Below are 17,963 nucleotides of genomic sequence, written 5' to 3' on the forward strand. Positions count from 1 at the left end.
CGCCGCTCAGTGCGACATCAGCAGGCAGGCCTGGCTGGTCTCGAGCAGATCGCGCGTCGCGCCGCCGAAGAACCACTCCCGCATCCGGCTGTGGCCATAGGCGCCCGAGACGATCAGATCGGCGCCGACGTCGCCCGCGAGATCGAGCAGCTCGTCGGCGATCGAGTTGAGGTCGCCCGAGTGCACGGAAGGGTGGCTCTTGACGCCGTGCCGCGTCAGCCAGGCGCAGACATCCTCCGCGCTCTCGTCGCGAAGCGAGCCCGAAGCGGTCATGACGATGACCTCGTTCGCCCGCTGCAGGATCGGCAACGCGTCGCGCGCCGCCCGCCGCGCCTCCCGCGTGTCCTTCCAGGCGACCACGACCTTGTGGGCGGCGAGATAATCCTTCTCCGGCGGCACGATCAGGATCGGGCGGCCGCATTCCATGGCGACGAGGCCGGGCGAAACGCCGAGATTGGGGTCGCGCTCGTCATAGGTCGCCGTGCGGCCGACGACCACGATGTCGGCGGCGCGGGCCTGCTCGATGAGGAACTGATCGGGCTGCGCGAAGCCCGATCGCCACTCGACGTCGTTGCGCGTCCCGACGATCTTCTCGAAGGCGCGCTTGGCCGCAGCGAGATCTCCGGTCGCGCGTCGCCGCTCTTCGTCGACGACCTCCTCGGCCACGTTCGGCACGCCTTCGAGATAGATCGGCGCCATCATCTGCTCGGCCGCGACGCCGATGAAATGCGCGCCATGCTCTTCGGCGAGCGTCAGCGCGAGCCGGCCGCGCGCTTCCGCCCACGGACCTAGATCGAAATGCGCCATGACGCTGGCGTAGCCTGGATTTTTGTTGTCGATCGCGCTCATCGTCGCCTCCACGTTCCTCGGGTGAAGCGATCGTCGGTCCGACGACCGGGCCGCACATTGATCCTGGTCAAGCGGACGCTCGGGCCGCGGCGGGCGTCACTCGAGCGTCTTCAGATAGGCGATCAGATCGCCGATCTGATCGCTGTCGAGCTGGAACTGCGGCATCGTCGGATGGCCTGTCTGGATGCCCTCCGCGAAGGCCTCCGCCAGCGTCTCCACCGGATAGCGCTCGTGCAGCGTTCTGAGGGGCGGAGCGATCTTCAGCGGGCTGGCGCCCACGCGGCCGACCGCGTGGCACTGCGCGCAGTTCGCCTTCGCAAAGGTCTTTCCGCGCTGTTCGGCGGGCTCGAGCGCGAAGCCCGATCCCGAGAGCGCGCCCAAGATGGCCACAGCCGAAGCGGCTCTCAGGATCAGGCCGCGGCGGCCGTCCGGCTCAGCCACCGAGATCGGCCCGAGCCAGCGCGTTCAGGCGCTCGAGCTTGCGCCGCAGGCGGTCCTCCGCCGCTCGCGGTCCGGCGACGTCCCGCTCTGCAAGATCGGATCGGACCCGCGCCAGCAAGGCCTCGTCGTCGACGCTTTCCACGTCCGAAAACATCAGCGAGCGGGCGTAGTTCTCGATGGCCGGGCCTCGCAGGCCCATCAGCCTGGCGGCCCAGCGTCCGAACATCCTGTCGCGATGCGCATGCGCCTGGAAGGCCGCGTCACGCTCATGGACGAATTTCGCCTCGGCGGCGCGTTCCCGTGTCTCGAACATCTCAGGCGATCCCCGCGCCGACGTAACCGGCTTCAGCAAGCTTTTCGAACTGGCGGATCGCCTCCGGATGGGGCTTCCGCAGCACGAGCACAGGCACGCTGGAATGCGCCAGCACCTTGTTGGACACCGAGCCCAGCACCAGCGACGAGACGCCGCCGCGGCCATGGCTCGCCATCGCGATCAGATCGCAATCGAGCTCCTTCGCGACGTCGATGATGTCCCGATAGGGCTGTTCGCCCCATCTGCGGACCGTGACGCAGGCGACGCCCAGCGCCCGGGCCGTTTCAGCCGCCTTCTCCAGGATCTGGTCGCCCTGAGCCTCCGCGTGGCGCTCATACTCCTCGCGGGTCGCTTCGAGCATTTCGGCCGAGGTGCTCAGAATGTGAAACGGCTCGAGCACCGTCAGGAACGCGACCGAAGCGCCGGTGGCGGCGGCGAGCTTCACCGCGTGCGGGACCGCCTCCTGGCTGAGCTCGCTGCCGTCGATCGGCGCGAGAATGCGGCGGTACAGAGCGGGTCGTTGAACCTCGACGCTCATGACCTCGATGGCGGCGGATGACATGGGAGCCTCCTGTGGATTGATGACTTTCTCTCTCCTGCATCTCACCGGCGCGACAGCCCGGCTTTGATCCCAGTCAATTCCGGCTCGGGCGACCTTTGACGCGGATCAAGGCGCCGCGCGCGCCGCCGCCGCAGTGTTCGTCAGCCACGAAGAGGAGGGTGTGATGAACCAGGTGGAAGAGGCCCTTGCGACCTACATGACGGCTCAGGGCGCCGTGCCGGACCCTCTGGCGATGGCGCTCTGCGCGAAGTCGATGCTGGTCGACCTGCCGCTGGCGCTCGCGCTTGAGACGGTTCGGTTCAACGTCCGCGCCGGAACCTGCTGGTTCGAGCACGTTGGCCGCATGGCTGAACTGACCCGGCCCGAAAGCCTGCTCGCCTCCGAGCCGCCCGCCAGGATCGCTTCTGCCGCGCCGCGCGTCGTCGCGAGCCGGGCCGCAGCGTGAAGATCGGGGGAGCTACCGTGCAAAAAGCGGTCAGAACAGCGAGTCCCGCCGAGCTTGAGCCCCAGCCGGAGGCCGGCGCACGGCTGAAGCGTGTGCGCCTTGAGCTCGCGCGGGAGCCGGGCCACCCGGAAGGCAGCAGGGATCATGGTTATGCGTTGGTGGCGCCGCTGACGCCGGACGGGCGGCTCGACCCGGCCCTGTGGGCCAGGGAGCGGGCGCACTGCCGCGCGATGCGCTTCTGGGCCGGAGAGCCGGCCAGGTTCGGCCTGCTCAGGCGCAGCGCCGGCGGGCCGGGCGGCGCCCACTGGCTGTTCGACTTCGACCCGTCGCGCTCCGATGACGACGAGGTCGGCTACAGGTTCGACATTCACCGCTTTGTCGAGGGCGAATACCTCACGTTGCGGGAGGCGGACACGTCCCACGTTTTCAGAGTGGTCGAGGTCTCGAGCTTCGACCGGGCGGCCTCGGCCGCGAGCCTGATCGAGTAGCCGCCGCCGTCCAGCCAATGAAAGCTGTTCGAGGCCGCCGCGCTCCTCCGCCGGCGGCCTCGACGCGCGTGATCGAGATCAATGGCTTCGCGCGACAAGCCGACGACGCTGCGCCGGCACGAGGAGTCCTGCGCCATGTCCCCGATGAGATCGACGGCCGCCGCCGAGCTCCGCGCTCCCGCCGGCGCGAGGTCGCTTCGCCGCGGCCTTTCGACCGAGGAGGCCGAGCGCATCCGGCGGACGCTCGGCGCGAACGAAATACCCCACGCTCCGCGCTCGGTCGCGAAGATCGCCTTCGGGGTGTTGCGTGAGCCGATCTTCCTGCTGCTGGTCGCCGCCGCGGCGCTCTATCTCGCGGTCGGCGATCTGGCGCAAGGCGCGTTCATGGCGCTGGCGGCGGGGCTGTCGGTGGGCCTCGTAATCGTGCAGGAAGTCCGCTCCGAGCGCGCGCTTGAGAGCCTGCGCGCCTTGGCTCAACCCATGGCGCGCGCGATCCGCGACGGGGTCGTCACGCGCGTGCCGGCCCGCGAACTCGTTCCCGGCGACGCGATCCTTCCGGGCGAGGGCGATCGCACGCCCGCGGACGCCGTGCTGGTCGAAGGCGGCCCGCTGCGGGTCGACGAATCCACGCTGACCGGCGAGTCGGCGCCGGTGACCAAGGCGCCGGCGGCGGACGGCTGGCAGACCGTACCGGCGGCCCTGAAGGCGCCGGGAGAGGAGGGAACCTCGGACCTGTTCGCCGGATCCATGGTGGTCGGCGGCAGCGGGGTCGCGCTCGTGGCGGCGACCGGGGCCGACACCCAGCTCGGCCGGATCGGCGCCTCTCTCGCGCTGATCGAGCCGACGCCGTCTCCCTTGCAGGCGCAGACGCAGCGGCTGGTGACGAAGCTCGGGGTCGCGGCTCTCGTGTTTTGCGGCCTGGTGGCCGTCGCCTACGGCGCGCTGCGCGGCGAATGGTTCCAGGGCGCTCTGGCCGGGCTGACGCTGTCGATCGCGCTGGTGCCGGAAGAATTCCCGATGGTTCTGGCGATCTTCCTGGCGCTTGGCGCGTGGCGGCTGTCGCGGCTCAACGTGTTGTCCCGGCGGTCGGCTGCGGTCGAGGCGCTCGGCGCCACCTCGGTGCTGTGCGTCGACAAGACCGGGACCCTCACGCAGAACCGCATGCAGCTCGTGGACGTGTGGACGCCTTCGGCGTCGAGCCGCAGGGTTGATCCTGCGGACCCCGCGCTCGTAGTCGCGGCGCTCGCCTGCGTCTCCCCGGCGATCGACCCGATGGACCGCGCGATCCTCGCCGTCGCCGCGGCGGCGGACCGCGCGGAGCTGGCGAAGACTTATCCGCTGCGGGTCGACCGCCTGGCGTTCGCCCAGGCCTGGATGCGGCCGGAGAGCGGCGTCCGCATCGCCGCCAAGGGCGCGCCGGAGACGATCATGGCGATGTGCCGGCTATCGCCCGAGGCGCGCGCGGCGGCCGAGGCCGCTGCCGTCGCAATGGCCCGCGGCGGGCTTCGGGTGCTGGGCGTGGCGGAAGCCGCGCTGGCCGCCGGGTTTGAGGCGCCCGACGAGCTCGACGAGCTCACGTTCCGGTTCGCCGGGCTGCTCGGCTTCGCGGATCCCGTGCGGGCGGAGGTTCCGGAAGCGGTCGCGCTGTGCCGCACGGCGGGGATCCGCATCGTGATGATCACGGGCGACGCGCCCGCCACCGCCGAAGCGATCGCGCGCGAAGCCGGCCTCGAGGCCGCCAGCGGCGTGCTGACGGGGAGCGAGCTCGCCCGCCTGGGTCCCGAGGCGCTGCACACAGCGGTCCGCACCGTCTCGATCTACGCACGGGTCACGCCGGACCAGAAACTGTCGCTGGTGAAGGCGCTCAAGGACAATGGCGAGGTGGTCGCCATGACGGGCGACGGCGTCAATGACGCGCCTGCGCTGCGCGCCGCTCACATCGGCGTCGCGATGGGACAGCGCGGCACGGATGTCGCGCGCGAGGCGGCCGACATCGTGCTGCTCGACGACAGTTTCGCGTCGATCGTCCGCGGGATTCGTCTTGGGCGTCGGATCGCCAAGAACCTGAGGCGCGCGATGATCTACGTGACGGCGATCCATGTGCCGATCGCCGGCCTGTCGCTGCTCCCGCTGCTGTTCGGCTGGCCGCTGGCGTTCCTGCCGATGCACGTCGTGCTGATGGAGCTCATCGTGGACCCGGTGTGTTCGATCGCCTTCGAGGCGGAGCCTGGCGACAAGGACGCCATGCGCCGGCCGCCGCGATCGCCGACGCGCGCGCTGTTCGGGCGGCGGGAAATCCTGCTCGGCCTGATCGAGGGGCTTGGGGCGCTGGCGGTGACGCTGGCGGCCTTCTGGTTCGCGCTCAGGCTCGGTCTTCCGGAGGAACAGGCGCGGGGTCTGCTGCTCTCGATGCTGCTGGCCGCCAATCTGGCGCTGGCCTATTCGGGCATCGCGCGCGCCGGGGAGGCGTTCTTCCAGCCGCAGAGGCTGCCCTTCTTCTGCATTGCATCGGTCGCCGCGATCGTAATCGTCGCGGCGCTCTATGCGCCGCTGGCCGGCGCCATGCTTCAGGTCGCCGCGCCGCCGCTGCTGCTGGAGCTTTTCGGTCTTGTCGCCGCGCTCGCCGCCGGTCTCTGGCCGGCCTTCTTCCGAAGCGGAGCGGCCTCCCGCGGGGCCGCCTGAACTCCCCGGGGCGGGCGGAGCCGCGCCTGCGCTCACTCGCTGCGGCAGCGCGCCACGCAGGCGTCGAAGATCGGGGCGAGGCGGCTGACGCATTCGAGCGCGTTCTCGCCGCGCCGCATGGTTTGCGGACTGCATTGGGGAAGCAGCCATTCGCCGCATCGGCGGCGGCAGTCCTGCTCCGCGTCCGTCGTGATCGAGGTCAACGCCTGCGGGCGCACGGAAGCGGCCGCCCCAGCTCCGGGAAGGCTCGCCAGCGCTGCGAGGAGGAGGGCCGCAAGCGGCGACTTGTGGATGCAGCTCGTCACGATCGGTTCCGCCCGACGGGATTGACGCAGAACAGACTACGGCGCTGGCCAAGTCTCGAGATGATGCAGATCAACGTCCGGCTTCATGAAAGGGCATTTGCTTGAACTAGGCGCAATTCAGCGCCCGTTGAAGAGGAGCTCGTCATGACCGACAAATACCTGAAGACCCTCGTCGTTGAGGAGCTGGAATATGAGCCGAGCGTAAATGCGGAGCATATCGGCGTCGCCGTCGAGGACGGCGTCGTCACGCTCAGCGGCCATGTCGGCAGCTATGCCGAGAAGGTGGCTGTGGAGCAGGCGGTGCGGCGCGTCAAAGGCGTCCAGGCGATCGCGCAGGAGATCGAGGTTCGCTATCCGTCGGACAAGAAGACCGCCGACGACGAGATCGCCAGACGCGCCATCCAGACCATCGCCTGGCATGCGCAGGTGCCGGACTCGGTCAAGGTCAGGGTAGAGAAGGGTTGGGTGACGCTGACCGGCACCGTGAACTGGCAATATCAGCGGCAGGCCGCTGAATCCGCTGTGCGAAAGCTGACCGGCGTGCTCGGGGTCGCCAACCTGATCAAGCTCGCCGACACCGCCAAGAGCTTCGACGTCCGGCAGAAGATCGAGCAGGCGCTGAAGCGCAACGCCGAGCTCGACGCCAACGCGATCCGCGTCTCGGTCGTTGACGGCACGGTCAGCCTCGAGGGCAAGGTTCACAGCTGGTACGAGCGCAACATCGCGGAGCGCGCCGCCTGGTCGGCGGCTGGCGTGAAGGCTGTCGACGACAAGATCAGCATCGCCGTCTGAAGCTGCGATCACGCGGGGCCGCTGATCCCAGAGGGTGGGCGGCCCCGGTCTTCCTCTGAGCGCGATCGTCAGTCAGACGCGCGCTTCAGTGCTCGGCGCGGCGCTCGAGCTCTTCGGGGTTCAGGATGCGGACGCCGTTCGGCACGACGAGCAGGACGCGCTCCCGGCCGAGCTTCGAGATCACGCGGCTCACCGTCTCGATGGTGAGGCCGAGATGGTCGGCGAGGTCGGTGCGGCTCATCGGCAGCGCCAGCGTCACGACGCTCGCGCCGAGGCGGCGCATGCGCTCGCGCAGCGACAGCAGGAAGGTCGCGACCTTCTCCTCCGCCGAGCGCCGGCCGAGCAGCACCATGTGGTCCTGCGCGAGCGTCAGCTCGTGGCTCGTCGCTTCATGCAGGCGGCGAAGCAGCCGCGGCGTCTGGCTGACGAAGTTCACATAGGCCGCGCGGTCGAACCGGCAGACGACCGCGTCGTCGATCGCGTCGGCCGAATAGGCGCAGCGCTCGGACAGCGACAGGCCGATGAAATCGCCCGCCGTCACGAAACCGACGATCTGACGCCGTCCGTCGGGAAGAATGCGGTAGAGGCGCAGCGTGCCGGACTTCACGGTGTAGACCGAGGCCGCGATCTCGCCTTCAACGAAGATCGTTCGTCCGGCGCGGAAGGTGATGGTCTCGGCTAGGGCGTCGAGCCGCTCCAGATCGGTGAGTTCAAGCGCGGCGCAGACGCTCAGGCCTCGCACCGGGCACCGCGCGCAGCGGCTCGCCGGAGCGGTCTCGCAGCGCGGCGCGGCCACGACCGGCTCGGCGCCCATGATCAGATCGAGCGGCAGATTTCCGGAAGGGCGGACCGGAGCTTCCACGATGCGGGCTTGCAGCATTGGTCTTCCCCTTGCTCAGCGGGCGATGACCGGACTGTAGGCGGGCCTCTGCAGAGCGAAATTCCGATCTTGCCCCTAAGGGATTGTCCTTAGCCGGCGCGCAGCCGTTCAGGCGCCGCCAGGACCCGGACGAGAGAGCGCGTCCCGGGCCCGGCGGATGACGTCCTCTTCGGACCCTGAGGCGTCGATCCTGACCCAAGAGATCGCGTCGAGGTCGACGCCGAGCTGGGCCTCCAGGACGGACAGGTCCGCGTCCGAGACGTCGCCCCGGCGCTGCGCCACGCGGCGTCTCAGCGCTCCGGGATCGACGTCGAGCCAGAGCCCCACGAAGGCCGCGCCCGCCGCCGTCGCGGCGCTTTGGACCCGCGCCCGCTCATTGGCCGAGAGGAAGGTGCCTTCGACGATGACGCTCCAGCCGCCGTTCAGGATCGCCGCGGCGCGCCGGGCGAGGCCGGCATAGACCTCGTCGGTGACGCGCCGCGCATAGGCTTCGGCCGGCAGCCGCGTCTCGGGCGCAACGCCGAACATCGCCTTCCTCATGCGGTCGGTCCCGATCACCCGCGCTCCGGGACGCGAGCCGACATGCGGCGCGAGTGCCGTCGCGACCGTCGATTTGCCGGAGCCGGACAGGCCGCCGATCGCGACCAGCATGGGAACGCCGGGCTGGAGAAGATCGCCGGCCAGGGCGAGGAACGCGCTCGCCTCGTGCGGCTTCGACTGGGACGCGGACACATGGGCGCGGATGGCGGCCCGCACCGACATGAACAGCGGAAGGGCCGCGAGTTCAGCCTCGTCGTCGATTCGGTCGAGGTAGCGGTTGAGCAGCAGATTCGCGCGCTCCGGCAGACTGCGCCGGCCGAGGTCCATCAACAGGAAGGCGAGATCGTAGAGGCGGTCGACCGTCGCCAGCTCTTCGTCGAACTCGAGCCGGTCGAACAGCGTCGGGGCGCCTTCCCAGAGGCAGATGTTGCCAAGATGCAGGTCGCCATGGCCCAGCACGACCGCGCCGCTCCGGCCGCGAGCGTCAAGCCGGTCTTCGAGCGCGCGGAAGGCCTCTCGGCATCTGGCGCAGTAGTCGTCGACGGCCGCCGCGCCGAGACTGCGGGCATGGCCCCGCAGGGCGCGCTCGTCGCCTTCGATCGCGGCGGCCAGCCGACGGGACGCGGCGCGATCCTGCACGGGCGGGAGTTCGCCATGGAAGCGCGCGATCGTCTCCGCCAGCCGCGCGGTGAGTTCGCCCGTCAGGCGGCTCTCGGCGGCGATACGATCGAACAGATCCTCCGCAGGGAAGCGCGCCATCTCCACGACCGCGTCGATGGGCTCGCCGTTCCCGTCGAGCTCGAGCCCGTGCGGTCCCCGCGTCACGCGCAGCACGCGCCGGTAGAGCGACGGGGCCGTCTCTCGGTTGAGGCGGAGCTCCCGTTCGCAGAGCGCCACGCGCGTGCCGGCCTCCGTCAGATCCACATAGGGCAGGGCGACCGCGCGCTTGAGCTTCCACACCCTATCCGGCGCAAGCAGGATCACCGAGATATGGGTGCGGATTTCATCGATCGCGTCGCCGAGCCTGCTCTTCAGGAAGGCGATGGTCGCCTGCTGGCCTTGCTCGTGATCGTCCACCGGGCTCGGCCATCCCTTCAGCGTCTGCGCCCGACCGAAGGCGCATGAGATCAGGCGCGGCGCATGGGCCGCCGGCGCGGCCGCGCCTTGTCCGGCCTCGATGCGCCGTCCGGCGTCCAACCGGCGATCGCCCGAAACGACAGGGTGATCGCCGCCGCGCCGACGATCATATTCGCCCAGACTGCGCTCGCCACCGGTTCGAAGCCGAGAAGCCAGGGCGCGAGCACCAGCCACAGGCCGATCCCGAGCGCGAGCCAGCGGAACGGCGTCGGGCCGAGGAACCAGCCCGCCGCCCCGGCGAAAATGAGCGCGCAGCCCGACAGGACGCTGTTCGCCGTGGCGGCCTCCTCATAGGCGAAACCCAGCAGCCAAGGCGTTGCGGCGAAGCCCGCGCCCAGCAATGCGAGCCCGGCGCAGAGCAACTGGCAGCTCTTTCCAAGGTCGATCATCTCGCCGCTCCGTGCAGGGCGCGGAACGCCCGCGTCAGCGGTGACGATAGGCGCGCGCCGGCGCGGGCGACTTGATCCGCGTCAAGCCCGCCGCAGCCTGCGCCGCGGGGCGGACTTCGGCGCCTGCATCGCGAAGCGCTTCGCGATCTCCGCCGCGGCCAGGTAGCAGAGGCTGATCGCCAGCATCGCCGCCAGCGCGGCCGAACCTGGGCTCACGAAGCCGAAGGGCGCCCCCAACGGAGACAGCGCCACCGCGATCGCGCAGCCGAGCGCTCCGAGGGAGGCGGCGACGAGCAGCCGATGCGGCCGCGCCGACCAGAACGGGCGGGCGGTGCGGATCACGAAGACGACCAGGATCTGCGTGATCATCGACTCGACGAACCACGCGGTCTGGAACGCCGCGACGGGCGCGTCGAACGCCAGCCGCAGGGTGGCGAACGCCGCAAGGTCGAAGGCCGAGGACAGCGGCCCCATGACCAGCATGAAGCGGTAGATCCGGCCGATGTCCCAGCCATGCGGCGCGCGCGCCTCCTCGGCGTCGACGTCGTCGAACGGTATGCCGGCCTCGCTGACGTCATAGAGCAGATTGTTCAGCAGGACCTGCACCGGAGCGAGCGGCAGGAAGGGCAGCGCGACCGAGGCGACCGCCATAGAGATCATGTTGCCGAAGTTCGAGGAGGTCGCCATCCGGATGTATTTCAGGATGTTGGCGTGGGTCCGCCGCCCCTCGGCGACGCCGTCGGCCAGCACGCCGAGGTCCGACTCGAGCATGATCAGATCGGCTGCGGCGCGCGCCACGTCAGTCGCGCTCTCGACCGAGAGGCCGGCGTCCGCGGCCCTGATGGCGGGAGCGTCGTTGATGCCGTCGCCCAGGAAGCCGACCGTATGGCCGGCGCGCGACAGCGCCCGGACGACGCGGACCTTCTGGTCCGGCGCGAGCCGCGCGAACAGATCGACGGCGCGGACCCGAACCGCCAGGGCGGCCTCGCTCAGTTCGGCGACCTGGTCTCCCGTGAGCACCTGCAACCGGGGCAGCCCGATTTCCGCGGCCACCCGCGCGACCACCGCCGGGGCGTCCCCCGACAGGATCTTGATGGAAACGCCGAGCGCCTTCAGCCGGGCGGCGGCGGCCGGCGCGGTCGCCTTTACCGGATCGGCGAAGAAGCAGAGGCCCTGAAGCACGAGATCCCGCTCGTCCGCCGGCGAGATCGCGCGGCCGTCTCCGGCCGCGCGTGTCGCAACCGCGAGGCAGCGCAGGCCCTTCGCGGCTCCGGCGTCCACCTCGGCCGCAACGCGGCTGCGCTCGGCATCATCGAGCGCGCGGGGGCCGTCGCTCCGGCTCACCGCGCGGCACGCAGCGAGCACGGCCTCGGGCGCGCCCTTCACGATGATCAGCCTGTCGCCGTCCTTCTCAGCCAGAACCGACGAACGCCGGCGCACGAAGTCGAACGGCGCCTCGTCTACGACCGACCAGCCGTGGCTGACGGGCCCGGCGGATAGGATCGCCTGGTCGAGAACGCCGCCGCCTCCGGCCGGAGGGCGGGCGTTCGCGGCGGCGAGGCTGAGCACGTCCGCGCTCGGCCGCCCGTCCGGATCGACGGCCGCGGCGAGCGCGACCTTGGCCTCCGTCAGCGTCCCCGTCTTGTCGGTGCACAGCACGTCCATGGCGCCCAGGTCGTGGATCGCGGAGAGCGTCTTGCAGACCACGCGGCGCTCGGCCATCCGCACGGCGCCGCGCGACAGCGTGACGGTCGTGACCATCGGCAGGAGCTCGGGCGTCATGCCGACCGCGAGCGCGAGCGCGAACAGGAACGCCTCCATGATCGGCCGGTGCAGGACGATCTGGGCGAGCAGGACGAATAGGCAGAGGAAGATCGTGAGCTTCAGGATCAGCCGGCCGAGATCGTTCAGGCCGCGCGCGAACGCGGTGCGGGGGGCGTCCGCGCCGAGCGACAGCGCCATTCTGCCGAATTCGGTGTCGGCGCCCGTCGCCGCGACCAGCAGCAGCCCTGAGCCGCTGACGGCGCTCGATCCGGCGAACAGCGCGTCATAGGCCTCGGCCATCGTCGCCGCCCCGCTCGGGCCAGGGCGCTTCTCGACCGGGTAAGCCTCGCCCGTGAGCGCCGCCTCGTCGACCCGCAGCGAGTTGCTCTCGATCACCCAGCCGTCGGCAGGGGCGATGTCGCCGGGGCGCAGTTCGACCATGTCGCCGGGGACGATGCGCGCGACGGGGATCGAGACCAGGGCGCCGTCGCGCAGCACGTTCGCCTGAAGCGCCACCGATCGCCTGAGCGCCTCCGCCGCGACGTCCGCCTTGTGCTCCTGCCAGACCTCGAGGGCGATCGACAGCCCGACGACCGTCGCGATGATCGCGCTGCTCGCGAAGTCCCCGACGCCGCCGGAGACGAAGCCCGCGATCAGCAGCAGCGCGACGAGCGGCTGGGTCAGCCTTCCGATGATCCGGCGCAGGAGGCCGGCGCGCGCCGCCGGCCGGGCGACGTTGGGGCCGAAGCGCTTCAGCCGGAGATTCGCCTCGCGGCTCGACAGTCCGGAGGGCGAAGACCCGACCCGCGCGAAGGCCTCGGCGGACGGCAACGACCAGAACGGACGGTCCGGCGCCCGAAAGGCCGGGTCGAGCCGCGCGGGCCTGGCCGCTTTGAAGTCCGGCTGGGCGGTCATCGCCGCGTCCATGTGCTTCGCTCCCAGGCCCGCGAAACGCTGGGCTGCGCTCGCCAGAAAGCGCGCGGACCCGGCGGCGGCCTTGATCGGAGTCAACGAGGGCGCGGGATCAGAGCACGTGGCCGCTGAGCGTGACCTCCGGCAGCCGGACGCGCGGCCGCAGGACCTTTTCGGTCGGGGCGCGCACACGTGCGGTTCCGGTGATGACCGCGACGCCGGTCTGGTTGACGCAGCGGCAGTCCAGCGTGATGTCGCCCTTCGGCGCATGCTTCTCGGTGACGGTCACGGTCGCCGTGATGGCGTCGCCGATGCTCACTGGCGCCAGGAAGCGCAGATCCTGCGCGAGATAGATCGCGCCCGGACCTGGAAGGCGGGTGCCGAGCACCGCCGAGATCAGCGCCGCGCCCAGCATGCCGTGCGCGATGACGTGGTGGAACATGTCGCCGGCCGCATAAGCGCGGTCGAGATGGGCGGGATTGACGTCGCCCGAGACGATCGCGAACAGCTCGATGTCGCGCGCCGTGACCCTGTGGACGATGCTCGCGCTGTCGCCGATCTCGATCTCGCCGAAGGTGCGGTTTTCGATCATCTCCGCAGTGGGCGCGATCGCGAGGCCGCTGGTCATTGAGGGCTTCCCTCCATCAGGCGACGGCGTGAAGGCCGCCGTCCACATGGGCGATCTCTCCGGTCACGCTCCGACCGCCGTCGTCGACGAACGCAAGCGCCACCTCGCCGATATCTTCCAGCGCCACGAGACGGCGTTCCGGCGCGCGCCTGCGCGCCTCGTCGATCAGCTCGTCGAAATGCGCGATGCCGGAGGCCGCCCGCGTCCGCACCGGACCGGGAGACACCGCGTTCACCCGGATGGCCTTCGGCCCGAGCTCGACCGCGAGCGCGCGCACCGTGGCCTCGAGAGCGGCCTTCACCGGGCCCATCACGTTGTAATGGTCGACGACCTTCTCGGCCCCGTAATAGCTCACGGTGAGGATTGCGCCGCCCTCGGCCATCAGCGGCTCGGCGCGCCGCGTCAGTCGGATCAGCGAGTGCACCGACACGTCCATGGCGCGTGCGAAGCCCTCCGGCGAGCAGTCGGTCACGCGGCCCTGCAGGTCGGCCTTCGGGCAGAAGGCGATCGAGTGCAGGATGAAGTCGAGCCGGCCCCAAACGCGCTCGATCTGCGCGAACAGCGCCGTCATCTGGTCCGGCTTCTCGACGTCGAGCGGTTCGAAGATGCAGGCGCCCACCATCTCCGCCACCGGCGCCACGAAGGGACGCGCCGTCTCGTTGAGGTAGGTGAGGGCGAGCTGGGCGCCGGCTTCGTGGAAGGCGCGGGCGCAGCCGGCTGCGATCGAATCCTCGTTCGCGACGCCGACCACGAGACCCTTCTTGCCGAGAAGGCGCGTGTTGTAGGTCATGCTCACTTCTCCATGACGTAGAGGCCGGGCGCAGGCGCGAGCGGCGCGAGGCCGGCCTCTGGCGCGCCAAAAGGCGGGGGAGCGACCGGAGCGCCCGACCGTTCGGCAAGCCAGGCCGTCCACTCCGGCCACCATGATCCGTCATGCGCTACGGCGGCGGTGAGCCAGGAATCGGGGTCGCGGTAATGATCGGCCGCGCGCTTGGTCAGGACGCGGTAGGAGCGGCGCGGATGGCCGGGCTCGGAGACGATGCCGGCGTTGTGCCCGCCGGAGGTGAGCAGGAAGGTCACGTCGGTTTCAGCGAGCAGGTGGATCTTGAACGCCGAGCGCCAGGGCGCGACGTGGTCGCGCTCGGTCGCCACCGAGAAGATCGGCGTCTCGATGTCCTCGATCGCAATGGGCTTGCCGGCCACCTGGAATCGGCCTTCGGCCAGATCGTTGTCGAGGAAAAGCCGCCGCAGATATTCGGAGTGCATGCGGTACGGCATGCGGGTGGCGTCGGCGTTCCAAGCCATCAGGTCTGTCATCGCCGGGCGCTCGCCCATCAGATAATCCCCGATGACGCGCGACCAGATCAGGTCGTTCGAGCGCAGCAGCTGGAACGCGCCGGCCATCTGGCGGGCGTCGAGGGTGCCCTGGCTCCACATCAGGTCTTCAAGGAAGCTGATCTGGCTTTCGCTGATGAACAGCGTCAGCTCTCCGGCTTCCGTGAAATCCGCCTGGGCGGCGAACAGCGAAAGCGAAGCGAGGCGGTCGTCGCCGTCGCGCGCCATGGCGGCTGCCGCGATCGACAGCAGGGTTCCGCCGAGGCAGTAACCGACGGCGTGAATTCCAGCGCCCGGGACGATCGCCGAAACCGCGTCGAGCGCCGCCATGACGCCGAGCGCGCGGTAGTCGTCGAAGCCGAGATCGCGGTCTTCGGGCCCAGGGTTGCGCCACGAGATCGCGAACACGGTGAAGCCCTGTTCGGTGAGGAACCGGATCAGCGAGTTCGCGGGCGACAGGTCGAGGATGTAGTATTTCATGATCCAGGCCGGGACGATCAGGACCGGCTCCGGCCGCACCTGCGCGGTCGCGGGCGCGTACTGGATCAGCTCGATCAGATGATTGCGGTAGACGACCTGGCCGGGCGTGACCGCGACGTCGCGGCCGGGCTGGAAGGCGTCGGCGCCGACCGGCCCTTCTTGCTTGGCCGCGCGCATCAGATCCTCTGCGAGGTTGCGGGCGCCCGCCGCAAGGCTGGCGCCGCCGGTCGCGATCGTCCGTTGGAGAACGGCCGGATTGGTCAGCAGCCCGTTGGAGGGGCTGAAGACGTCGAGCGCTTGCCGCGCCATGAACTCGACGATGCGCTCGTTCTGCCGGGTCACGCCGGCGACGTCGGTCGTCGCGTTGTGCCACCATTGCTGCGTCAGCAGGAAAGACTGCCAGAGCAGGTCGAACGGGGGGCGCCGCCACTCCGGCGCGCCGAAACGGCGGTCCTGCGGGAGCGGCTCGATGGCGGGCGGCGCTCCGTCTCCGCCGAACGGCTGCGCGGCCGCGTAGGCGGCGAGACGCGCCGCCTTCCTCCAGGCCTTGGCGCCAAGCTGGATCTGCTTGCCCGGAGAGGCCGCAAGGTGGGTCGACCAGTCGAGCCAGGCTGCGCCGATGGCGGCGGGCGACAGGCCGCCCGTCATCCGCGCGATCGAGGCGTGCGCGGCGCGGTCGAACAGGTCGCCGAACGCGGAGAGCTCGATCTCATAGGGCGCCTGAGGCTCGCGCGCCGCAGGGCTCGCAGCCGCAAGAGGCTGCGGCGCAGGAGCGCTCGGCGCCAAATCTTTCCGGCGCCCCTTCAGGGGCGTGATCGAAGCCTGCATGGCCGCCTCCAGTCGGGCTTTGGGTAGGCTGGATCTCCGGCCGGCGGGTTGACCTGCGTCAACGCGGGAATGGGTTCAGCCCTCGCCGAGCCGCTCCAGCCGCGCCGGATCCATGATCCTGAGGCCGCCGGGCACCATAAGCACGACCTTCTGGCGCGCGAGCTTGGAGATGACGCGGCTGACCGTCTCCAGCGTCAGGCCGAGATGGTCGGCCATGTCCAGACGGGTCATCGGCAGCGGGATGGTCACGGCGCTCGCCCCGAGCCGCGTCAGGCGCCGGCGCAGCGTCACGAGAAAAGCCGCGACCTTCTCCTCGGCGGAGCGACGGCCGAGCAGCACCATGTGGTCCTGCGCGATGGTCAGCTCGTGCGTGGCGGCTTCATGTAGGCGGCGGAGGAGGTGCGGCTTGCGTTCGACGAAGGCGATGAACGCCTCGCGATCGAAGCGGCAGGCGGCGACGTCGTCGATGGCGTCGGCCGAATAGCCGTAACGCTCGCTCAGCGAGAGACCGACGAAGTCGCCCGGCAGCAGGAAGCCGACGATCTGCCGGCGGCCTTCCGTGAGCAGCTTGTACAGTCGGAGCGTCCCGCAAGTGACGTTGTAGACCGCGTCGGCTTCGTCGCCCTGAATGAAGAGCGTCTGCTTGGCCTCGAACGAGGCCCTCTCGGAGAGTGCGTCGAGCGCCTCGAGATCATCCTGATCGAGGCAGGCGCAGACGCTGACCGCGCGCACCCGGCAGCGATCGCAGGACTGAGCCCCGGAGCGGCCGCAGCGGGCTGTGGCCGCCGGCTCCGCGGTCGCCCCGCAGCCGCTCGGCGTCCCGTCATCGGCTGAGGAGTTCTCCATCGATTTCGCCTCGACAGCGCCGCTCCTTCGGCCGCGCCCGTTTGTCCTAGGACAAAGCCGGGCGGCCGGTTTGATCTGCGTCAAAGTCGCGGGACGGCGCCGCCCCGAACGATGTGGGCGCATCAATCCGAGGCCGAAGCGTCATGTCTTCGATGAAGCTGTTCTCTGCGCGCGCCGTCACGGCGTTGGACACCGTCGCTGACCCGACCGTCACGCGGCGGGCCTTCGCGTTGGTCAGCCTGTCGCATCCGCGCTTGAGCTACGCCGGTTGGGTCCGCTTTCTGCGGCGCGCCTCTCGGGGCAGCAGCGGCCGTTCCGGCGTGGTGTTCGTCGAGGACCCGCGCGGTTACCCGCACGCCTTCTTCCGCTATTCGGTCGAAGCCGGCGCCTCCCTCGCGGCGGCCGAATCCGGCTCCGGCCGCGTCATGCGCCTTTCCGATCTGGTGGTTGGCGAGATCCCGGGCTCGGACCTGCTGACCAGGATCGCCGAGCGCGGCGAGGAGCTCGCGCGCGCCTCGGGCTGCGCTTCGCTGGTCATCGAACTGCCGCGCGCGATGCGCCTGGGCGCGGCTCCGTTGCCGGGCTATCACACGGTGGCCAGCGGCCTGATGGCGAAGGCGCTTTGACGGCCCGAGCACACGCGGGAGGCGGTTTCTCAGGCGGCGCGTCCGGTCTATTGAAGGCGCTGCCTTGAGGTGGGAGCGCGCGTGGAAGCGGAATTCTGGCGCCGGCGGTGGCGCGACAACGCGATCGGGTTCCATCGCGCGGCGGCGAATCCGCTGCTGCTCAGGCATTTCTCCACGCTTGAGGCGGCGCCGGGCGCGCGGCTGTTCCTGCCGCTCTGCGGGAAGACACTCGACATTCACTGGCTGCTCGAAGGCGGCTATCGGGTGGCGGGCGCGGAACTCGTCGAGAGCGCGGTCGAGCAGCTGTTCGCGGAACTCGGCGTCGAGCCGACGGTCGAGACGGTCGGAGAGCTGAGGCGCTACAGCGCCGAGGCGAGCGACGTCTTCGCCGGCGACATCTTCTGGCTGACGCGCGAGGCGCTCGGCCCGGTCGACGCCGTCTACGACCGCGCGGCGCTGGTCGCGCTGCCCGAGGACCTCCGTCGTCGCTATGCGTCGCATGTGACGGCGCTCGCCGGCGAGGCGCCGCAGCTGCTCGTGTCTTTCGTCTACGACCAGACGCTCGCCGACGGCCCGCCCTTCTCGGTCGACGAACAGGAGGTGAGGGCGCTCTATGGCGACTTCTACGACGTCAGGCTGCTCGAGACCGTCGAGGATCCCGGCGGCATGCGGGGCAAATGCCCCGCCGTCGAAAAGGTCTGGCTGCTGCGCTGACGGCGTG

19 protein-coding genes are annotated in these 17,963 nt (G+C 70.2%); 6 read left to right on the top strand and 13 right to left on the bottom strand.

The window, feature by feature from the left end; translation table 11 throughout:
- Positions 1-6 precede the first annotated feature (6 nt).
- From VM780_RS02010 to VM780_RS02025, 4 genes are all read right to left on the bottom strand, one after another.
- A complete protein-coding gene (locus tag VM780_RS02010; protein WP_325444586.1) occupies positions 7-849 on the bottom strand; it encodes a universal stress protein in 843 nt (280 codons plus the stop codon).
- A gap of 96 nt (positions 850-945) precedes the next feature.
- A complete protein-coding gene (locus tag VM780_RS02015) occupies positions 946-1,239 on the bottom strand; it encodes a cytochrome c (protein WP_325444588.1) in 294 nt (97 codons plus the stop codon).
- A gap of 43 nt (positions 1,240-1,282) precedes the next feature.
- Positions 1,283-1,603: a DUF1476 domain-containing protein gene (locus VM780_RS02020; RefSeq protein ID WP_325444590.1), complete on the bottom strand. Its 321-nt coding sequence runs from the start codon at positions 1,601-1,603 to the stop codon at positions 1,283-1,285.
- Position 1,604: 1 nt separating this feature from the next.
- Positions 1,605-2,165 (bottom strand): universal stress protein, encoded by a 561-nt coding sequence (locus tag VM780_RS02025; RefSeq protein WP_325444592.1) that lies wholly within the window; start codon positions 2,163-2,165, stop codon positions 1,605-1,607.
- A 163-nt stretch (positions 2,166-2,328) separates the two neighbouring features.
- Here VM780_RS02025 and VM780_RS02030 point away from each other — a divergent pair, with 163 nt between their 5' ends.
- The 3 genes from VM780_RS02030 to VM780_RS02040 all read left to right on the top strand — a co-directional run bounded on the left by VM780_RS02030 (position 2,329) and on the right by VM780_RS02040 (position 5,780).
- Positions 2,329-2,610, top strand: a complete 282-nt coding sequence (locus tag VM780_RS02030; protein WP_325444594.1) for a hypothetical protein — start codon at positions 2,329-2,331, stop codon at positions 2,608-2,610.
- Between the two features lie 17 nt (positions 2,611-2,627).
- Positions 2,628-3,098 (top strand): hypothetical protein, encoded by a 471-nt coding sequence (locus VM780_RS02035; RefSeq protein ID WP_325444597.1) that lies wholly within the window; start codon positions 2,628-2,630, stop codon positions 3,096-3,098.
- A 135-nt stretch (positions 3,099-3,233) separates the two neighbouring features.
- Positions 3,234-5,780 (top strand): cation-translocating P-type ATPase, encoded by a 2,547-nt coding sequence (locus VM780_RS02040; protein WP_325444599.1) that lies wholly within the window; start codon positions 3,234-3,236, stop codon positions 5,778-5,780.
- Positions 5,781-5,812: 32 nt separating this feature from the next.
- Here the strand turns inward: VM780_RS02040 and VM780_RS02045 are convergent, their stop codons facing one another.
- Positions 5,813-6,085: a hypothetical protein gene (locus VM780_RS02045; RefSeq protein ID WP_325444601.1), complete on the bottom strand. Its 273-nt coding sequence runs from the start codon at positions 6,083-6,085 to the stop codon at positions 5,813-5,815.
- Between the two features lie 144 nt (positions 6,086-6,229).
- Here VM780_RS02045 and VM780_RS02050 point away from each other — a divergent pair, with 144 nt between their 5' ends.
- On the top strand, positions 6,230-6,877 hold the full coding sequence (locus tag VM780_RS02050) for a BON domain-containing protein (protein ID WP_325444603.1): 648 nt from the start codon (positions 6,230-6,232) through the stop codon (positions 6,875-6,877).
- Between the two features lie 85 nt (positions 6,878-6,962).
- Here the strand turns inward: VM780_RS02050 and VM780_RS02055 are convergent, their stop codons facing one another.
- From VM780_RS02055 to VM780_RS02090, 8 genes are all read right to left on the bottom strand, one after another.
- Positions 6,963-7,757, bottom strand: coding sequence for a Crp/Fnr family transcriptional regulator (locus VM780_RS02055; RefSeq protein ID WP_325444605.1), 795 nt, complete (start codon positions 7,755-7,757; stop codon positions 6,963-6,965).
- 108 nt (positions 7,758-7,865) lie between these two features.
- Positions 7,866-9,374: an AAA family ATPase gene (locus tag VM780_RS02060; protein ID WP_325444607.1), complete on the bottom strand. Its 1,509-nt coding sequence runs from the start codon at positions 9,372-9,374 to the stop codon at positions 7,866-7,868.
- Positions 9,375-9,424: 50 nt separating this feature from the next.
- On the bottom strand, positions 9,425-9,823 hold the full coding sequence (locus VM780_RS02065; RefSeq protein ID WP_325444608.1) for an SPW repeat protein: 399 nt from the start codon (positions 9,821-9,823) through the stop codon (positions 9,425-9,427).
- Positions 9,824-9,904: 81 nt separating this feature from the next.
- Complete coding sequence (gene mgtA, locus VM780_RS02070; RefSeq protein WP_325444610.1) at positions 9,905-12,514, bottom strand: magnesium-translocating P-type ATPase; 2,610 nt, start codon at positions 12,512-12,514, stop codon at positions 9,905-9,907.
- Between the two features lie 97 nt (positions 12,515-12,611).
- Positions 12,612-13,127 carry a MaoC/PaaZ C-terminal domain-containing protein gene (locus VM780_RS02075; protein ID WP_325444612.1) on the bottom strand — a complete coding sequence of 172 codons (516 nt, stop codon included), beginning with the start codon at positions 13,125-13,127 and terminating at the stop codon, positions 12,612-12,614.
- A 16-nt stretch (positions 13,128-13,143) separates the two neighbouring features.
- Positions 13,144-13,917, bottom strand: coding sequence for an enoyl-ACP reductase FabI (gene fabI, locus VM780_RS02080; RefSeq protein ID WP_325444614.1), 774 nt, complete (start codon positions 13,915-13,917; stop codon positions 13,144-13,146).
- A 2-nt stretch (positions 13,918-13,919) separates the two neighbouring features.
- Positions 13,920-15,770: a PHA/PHB synthase family protein gene (locus tag VM780_RS02085; RefSeq protein ID WP_325444616.1), complete on the bottom strand. Its 1,851-nt coding sequence runs from the start codon at positions 15,768-15,770 to the stop codon at positions 13,920-13,922.
- Between the two features lie 75 nt (positions 15,771-15,845).
- Complete coding sequence (locus VM780_RS02090) at positions 15,846-16,616, bottom strand: Crp/Fnr family transcriptional regulator (RefSeq protein ID WP_325444618.1); 771 nt, start codon at positions 16,614-16,616, stop codon at positions 15,846-15,848.
- Between the two features lie 143 nt (positions 16,617-16,759).
- On the opposite strand from VM780_RS02090, the gene VM780_RS02095 reads away from it, so the two are divergent.
- Positions 16,760-17,242: a hypothetical protein gene (locus VM780_RS02095; RefSeq protein WP_325444620.1), complete on the top strand. Its 483-nt coding sequence runs from the start codon at positions 16,760-16,762 to the stop codon at positions 17,240-17,242.
- Between the two features lie 81 nt (positions 17,243-17,323).
- Complete coding sequence (tmpT, locus tag VM780_RS02100; protein ID WP_325444622.1) at positions 17,324-17,956, top strand: thiopurine S-methyltransferase; 633 nt, start codon at positions 17,324-17,326, stop codon at positions 17,954-17,956.
- Positions 17,957-17,963: the final 7 nt, after the last annotated feature.

This window comes from Hansschlegelia sp., assembly GCF_035538955.1.
In the GTDB taxonomy this organism is placed as follows: Bacteria; Pseudomonadota; Alphaproteobacteria; order Rhizobiales; family Methylopilaceae; genus Methylopila.

What these genes read in the sequence shown, in the direction of transcription:
- VM780_RS02010 (WP_325444586.1), bottom strand. Translation starts at nt 849, where the DNA reads ATGAGCGCGATCGACAACAAAAATCCAGGCTACGCCAGCGTCATGGCG.
- VM780_RS02020 (WP_325444590.1), bottom strand. Translation starts at nt 1,603, where the DNA reads ATGTTCGAGACACGGGAACGCGCCGCCGAGGCGAAATTCGTCCATGAG.
- VM780_RS02025 (WP_325444592.1), bottom strand. Translation starts at nt 2,165, where the DNA reads ATGTCATCCGCCGCCATCGAGGTCATGAGCGTCGAGGTTCAACGACCC.
- VM780_RS02030 (WP_325444594.1), top strand. Translation starts at nt 2,329, where the DNA reads ATGAACCAGGTGGAAGAGGCCCTTGCGACCTACATGACGGCTCAGGGC.
- VM780_RS02040 (WP_325444599.1), top strand. Translation starts at nt 3,234, where the DNA reads ATGTCCCCGATGAGATCGACGGCCGCCGCCGAGCTCCGCGCTCCCGCC.
- VM780_RS02050 (WP_325444603.1), top strand. Translation starts at nt 6,230, where the DNA reads ATGACCGACAAATACCTGAAGACCCTCGTCGTTGAGGAGCTGGAATAT.
- VM780_RS02055 (WP_325444605.1), bottom strand. Translation starts at nt 7,757, where the DNA reads ATGCTGCAAGCCCGCATCGTGGAAGCTCCGGTCCGCCCTTCCGGAAAT.
- VM780_RS02065 (WP_325444608.1), bottom strand. Translation starts at nt 9,823, where the DNA reads ATGATCGACCTTGGAAAGAGCTGCCAGTTGCTCTGCGCCGGGCTCGCA.
- mgtA (WP_325444610.1), bottom strand. Translation starts at nt 12,514, where the DNA reads ATGGACGCGGCGATGACCGCCCAGCCGGACTTCAAAGCGGCCAGGCCC.
- VM780_RS02075 (WP_325444612.1), bottom strand. Translation starts at nt 13,127, where the DNA reads ATGACCAGCGGCCTCGCGATCGCGCCCACTGCGGAGATGATCGAAAAC.
- fabI (WP_325444614.1), bottom strand. Translation starts at nt 13,917, where the DNA reads ATGACCTACAACACGCGCCTTCTCGGCAAGAAGGGTCTCGTGGTCGGC.
- VM780_RS02085 (WP_325444616.1), bottom strand. Translation starts at nt 15,770, where the DNA reads ATGCAGGCTTCGATCACGCCCCTGAAGGGGCGCCGGAAAGATTTGGCG.
- VM780_RS02090 (WP_325444618.1), bottom strand. Translation starts at nt 16,616, where the DNA reads ATGGAGAACTCCTCAGCCGATGACGGGACGCCGAGCGGCTGCGGGGCG.
- VM780_RS02095 (WP_325444620.1), top strand. Translation starts at nt 16,760, where the DNA reads ATGTCTTCGATGAAGCTGTTCTCTGCGCGCGCCGTCACGGCGTTGGAC.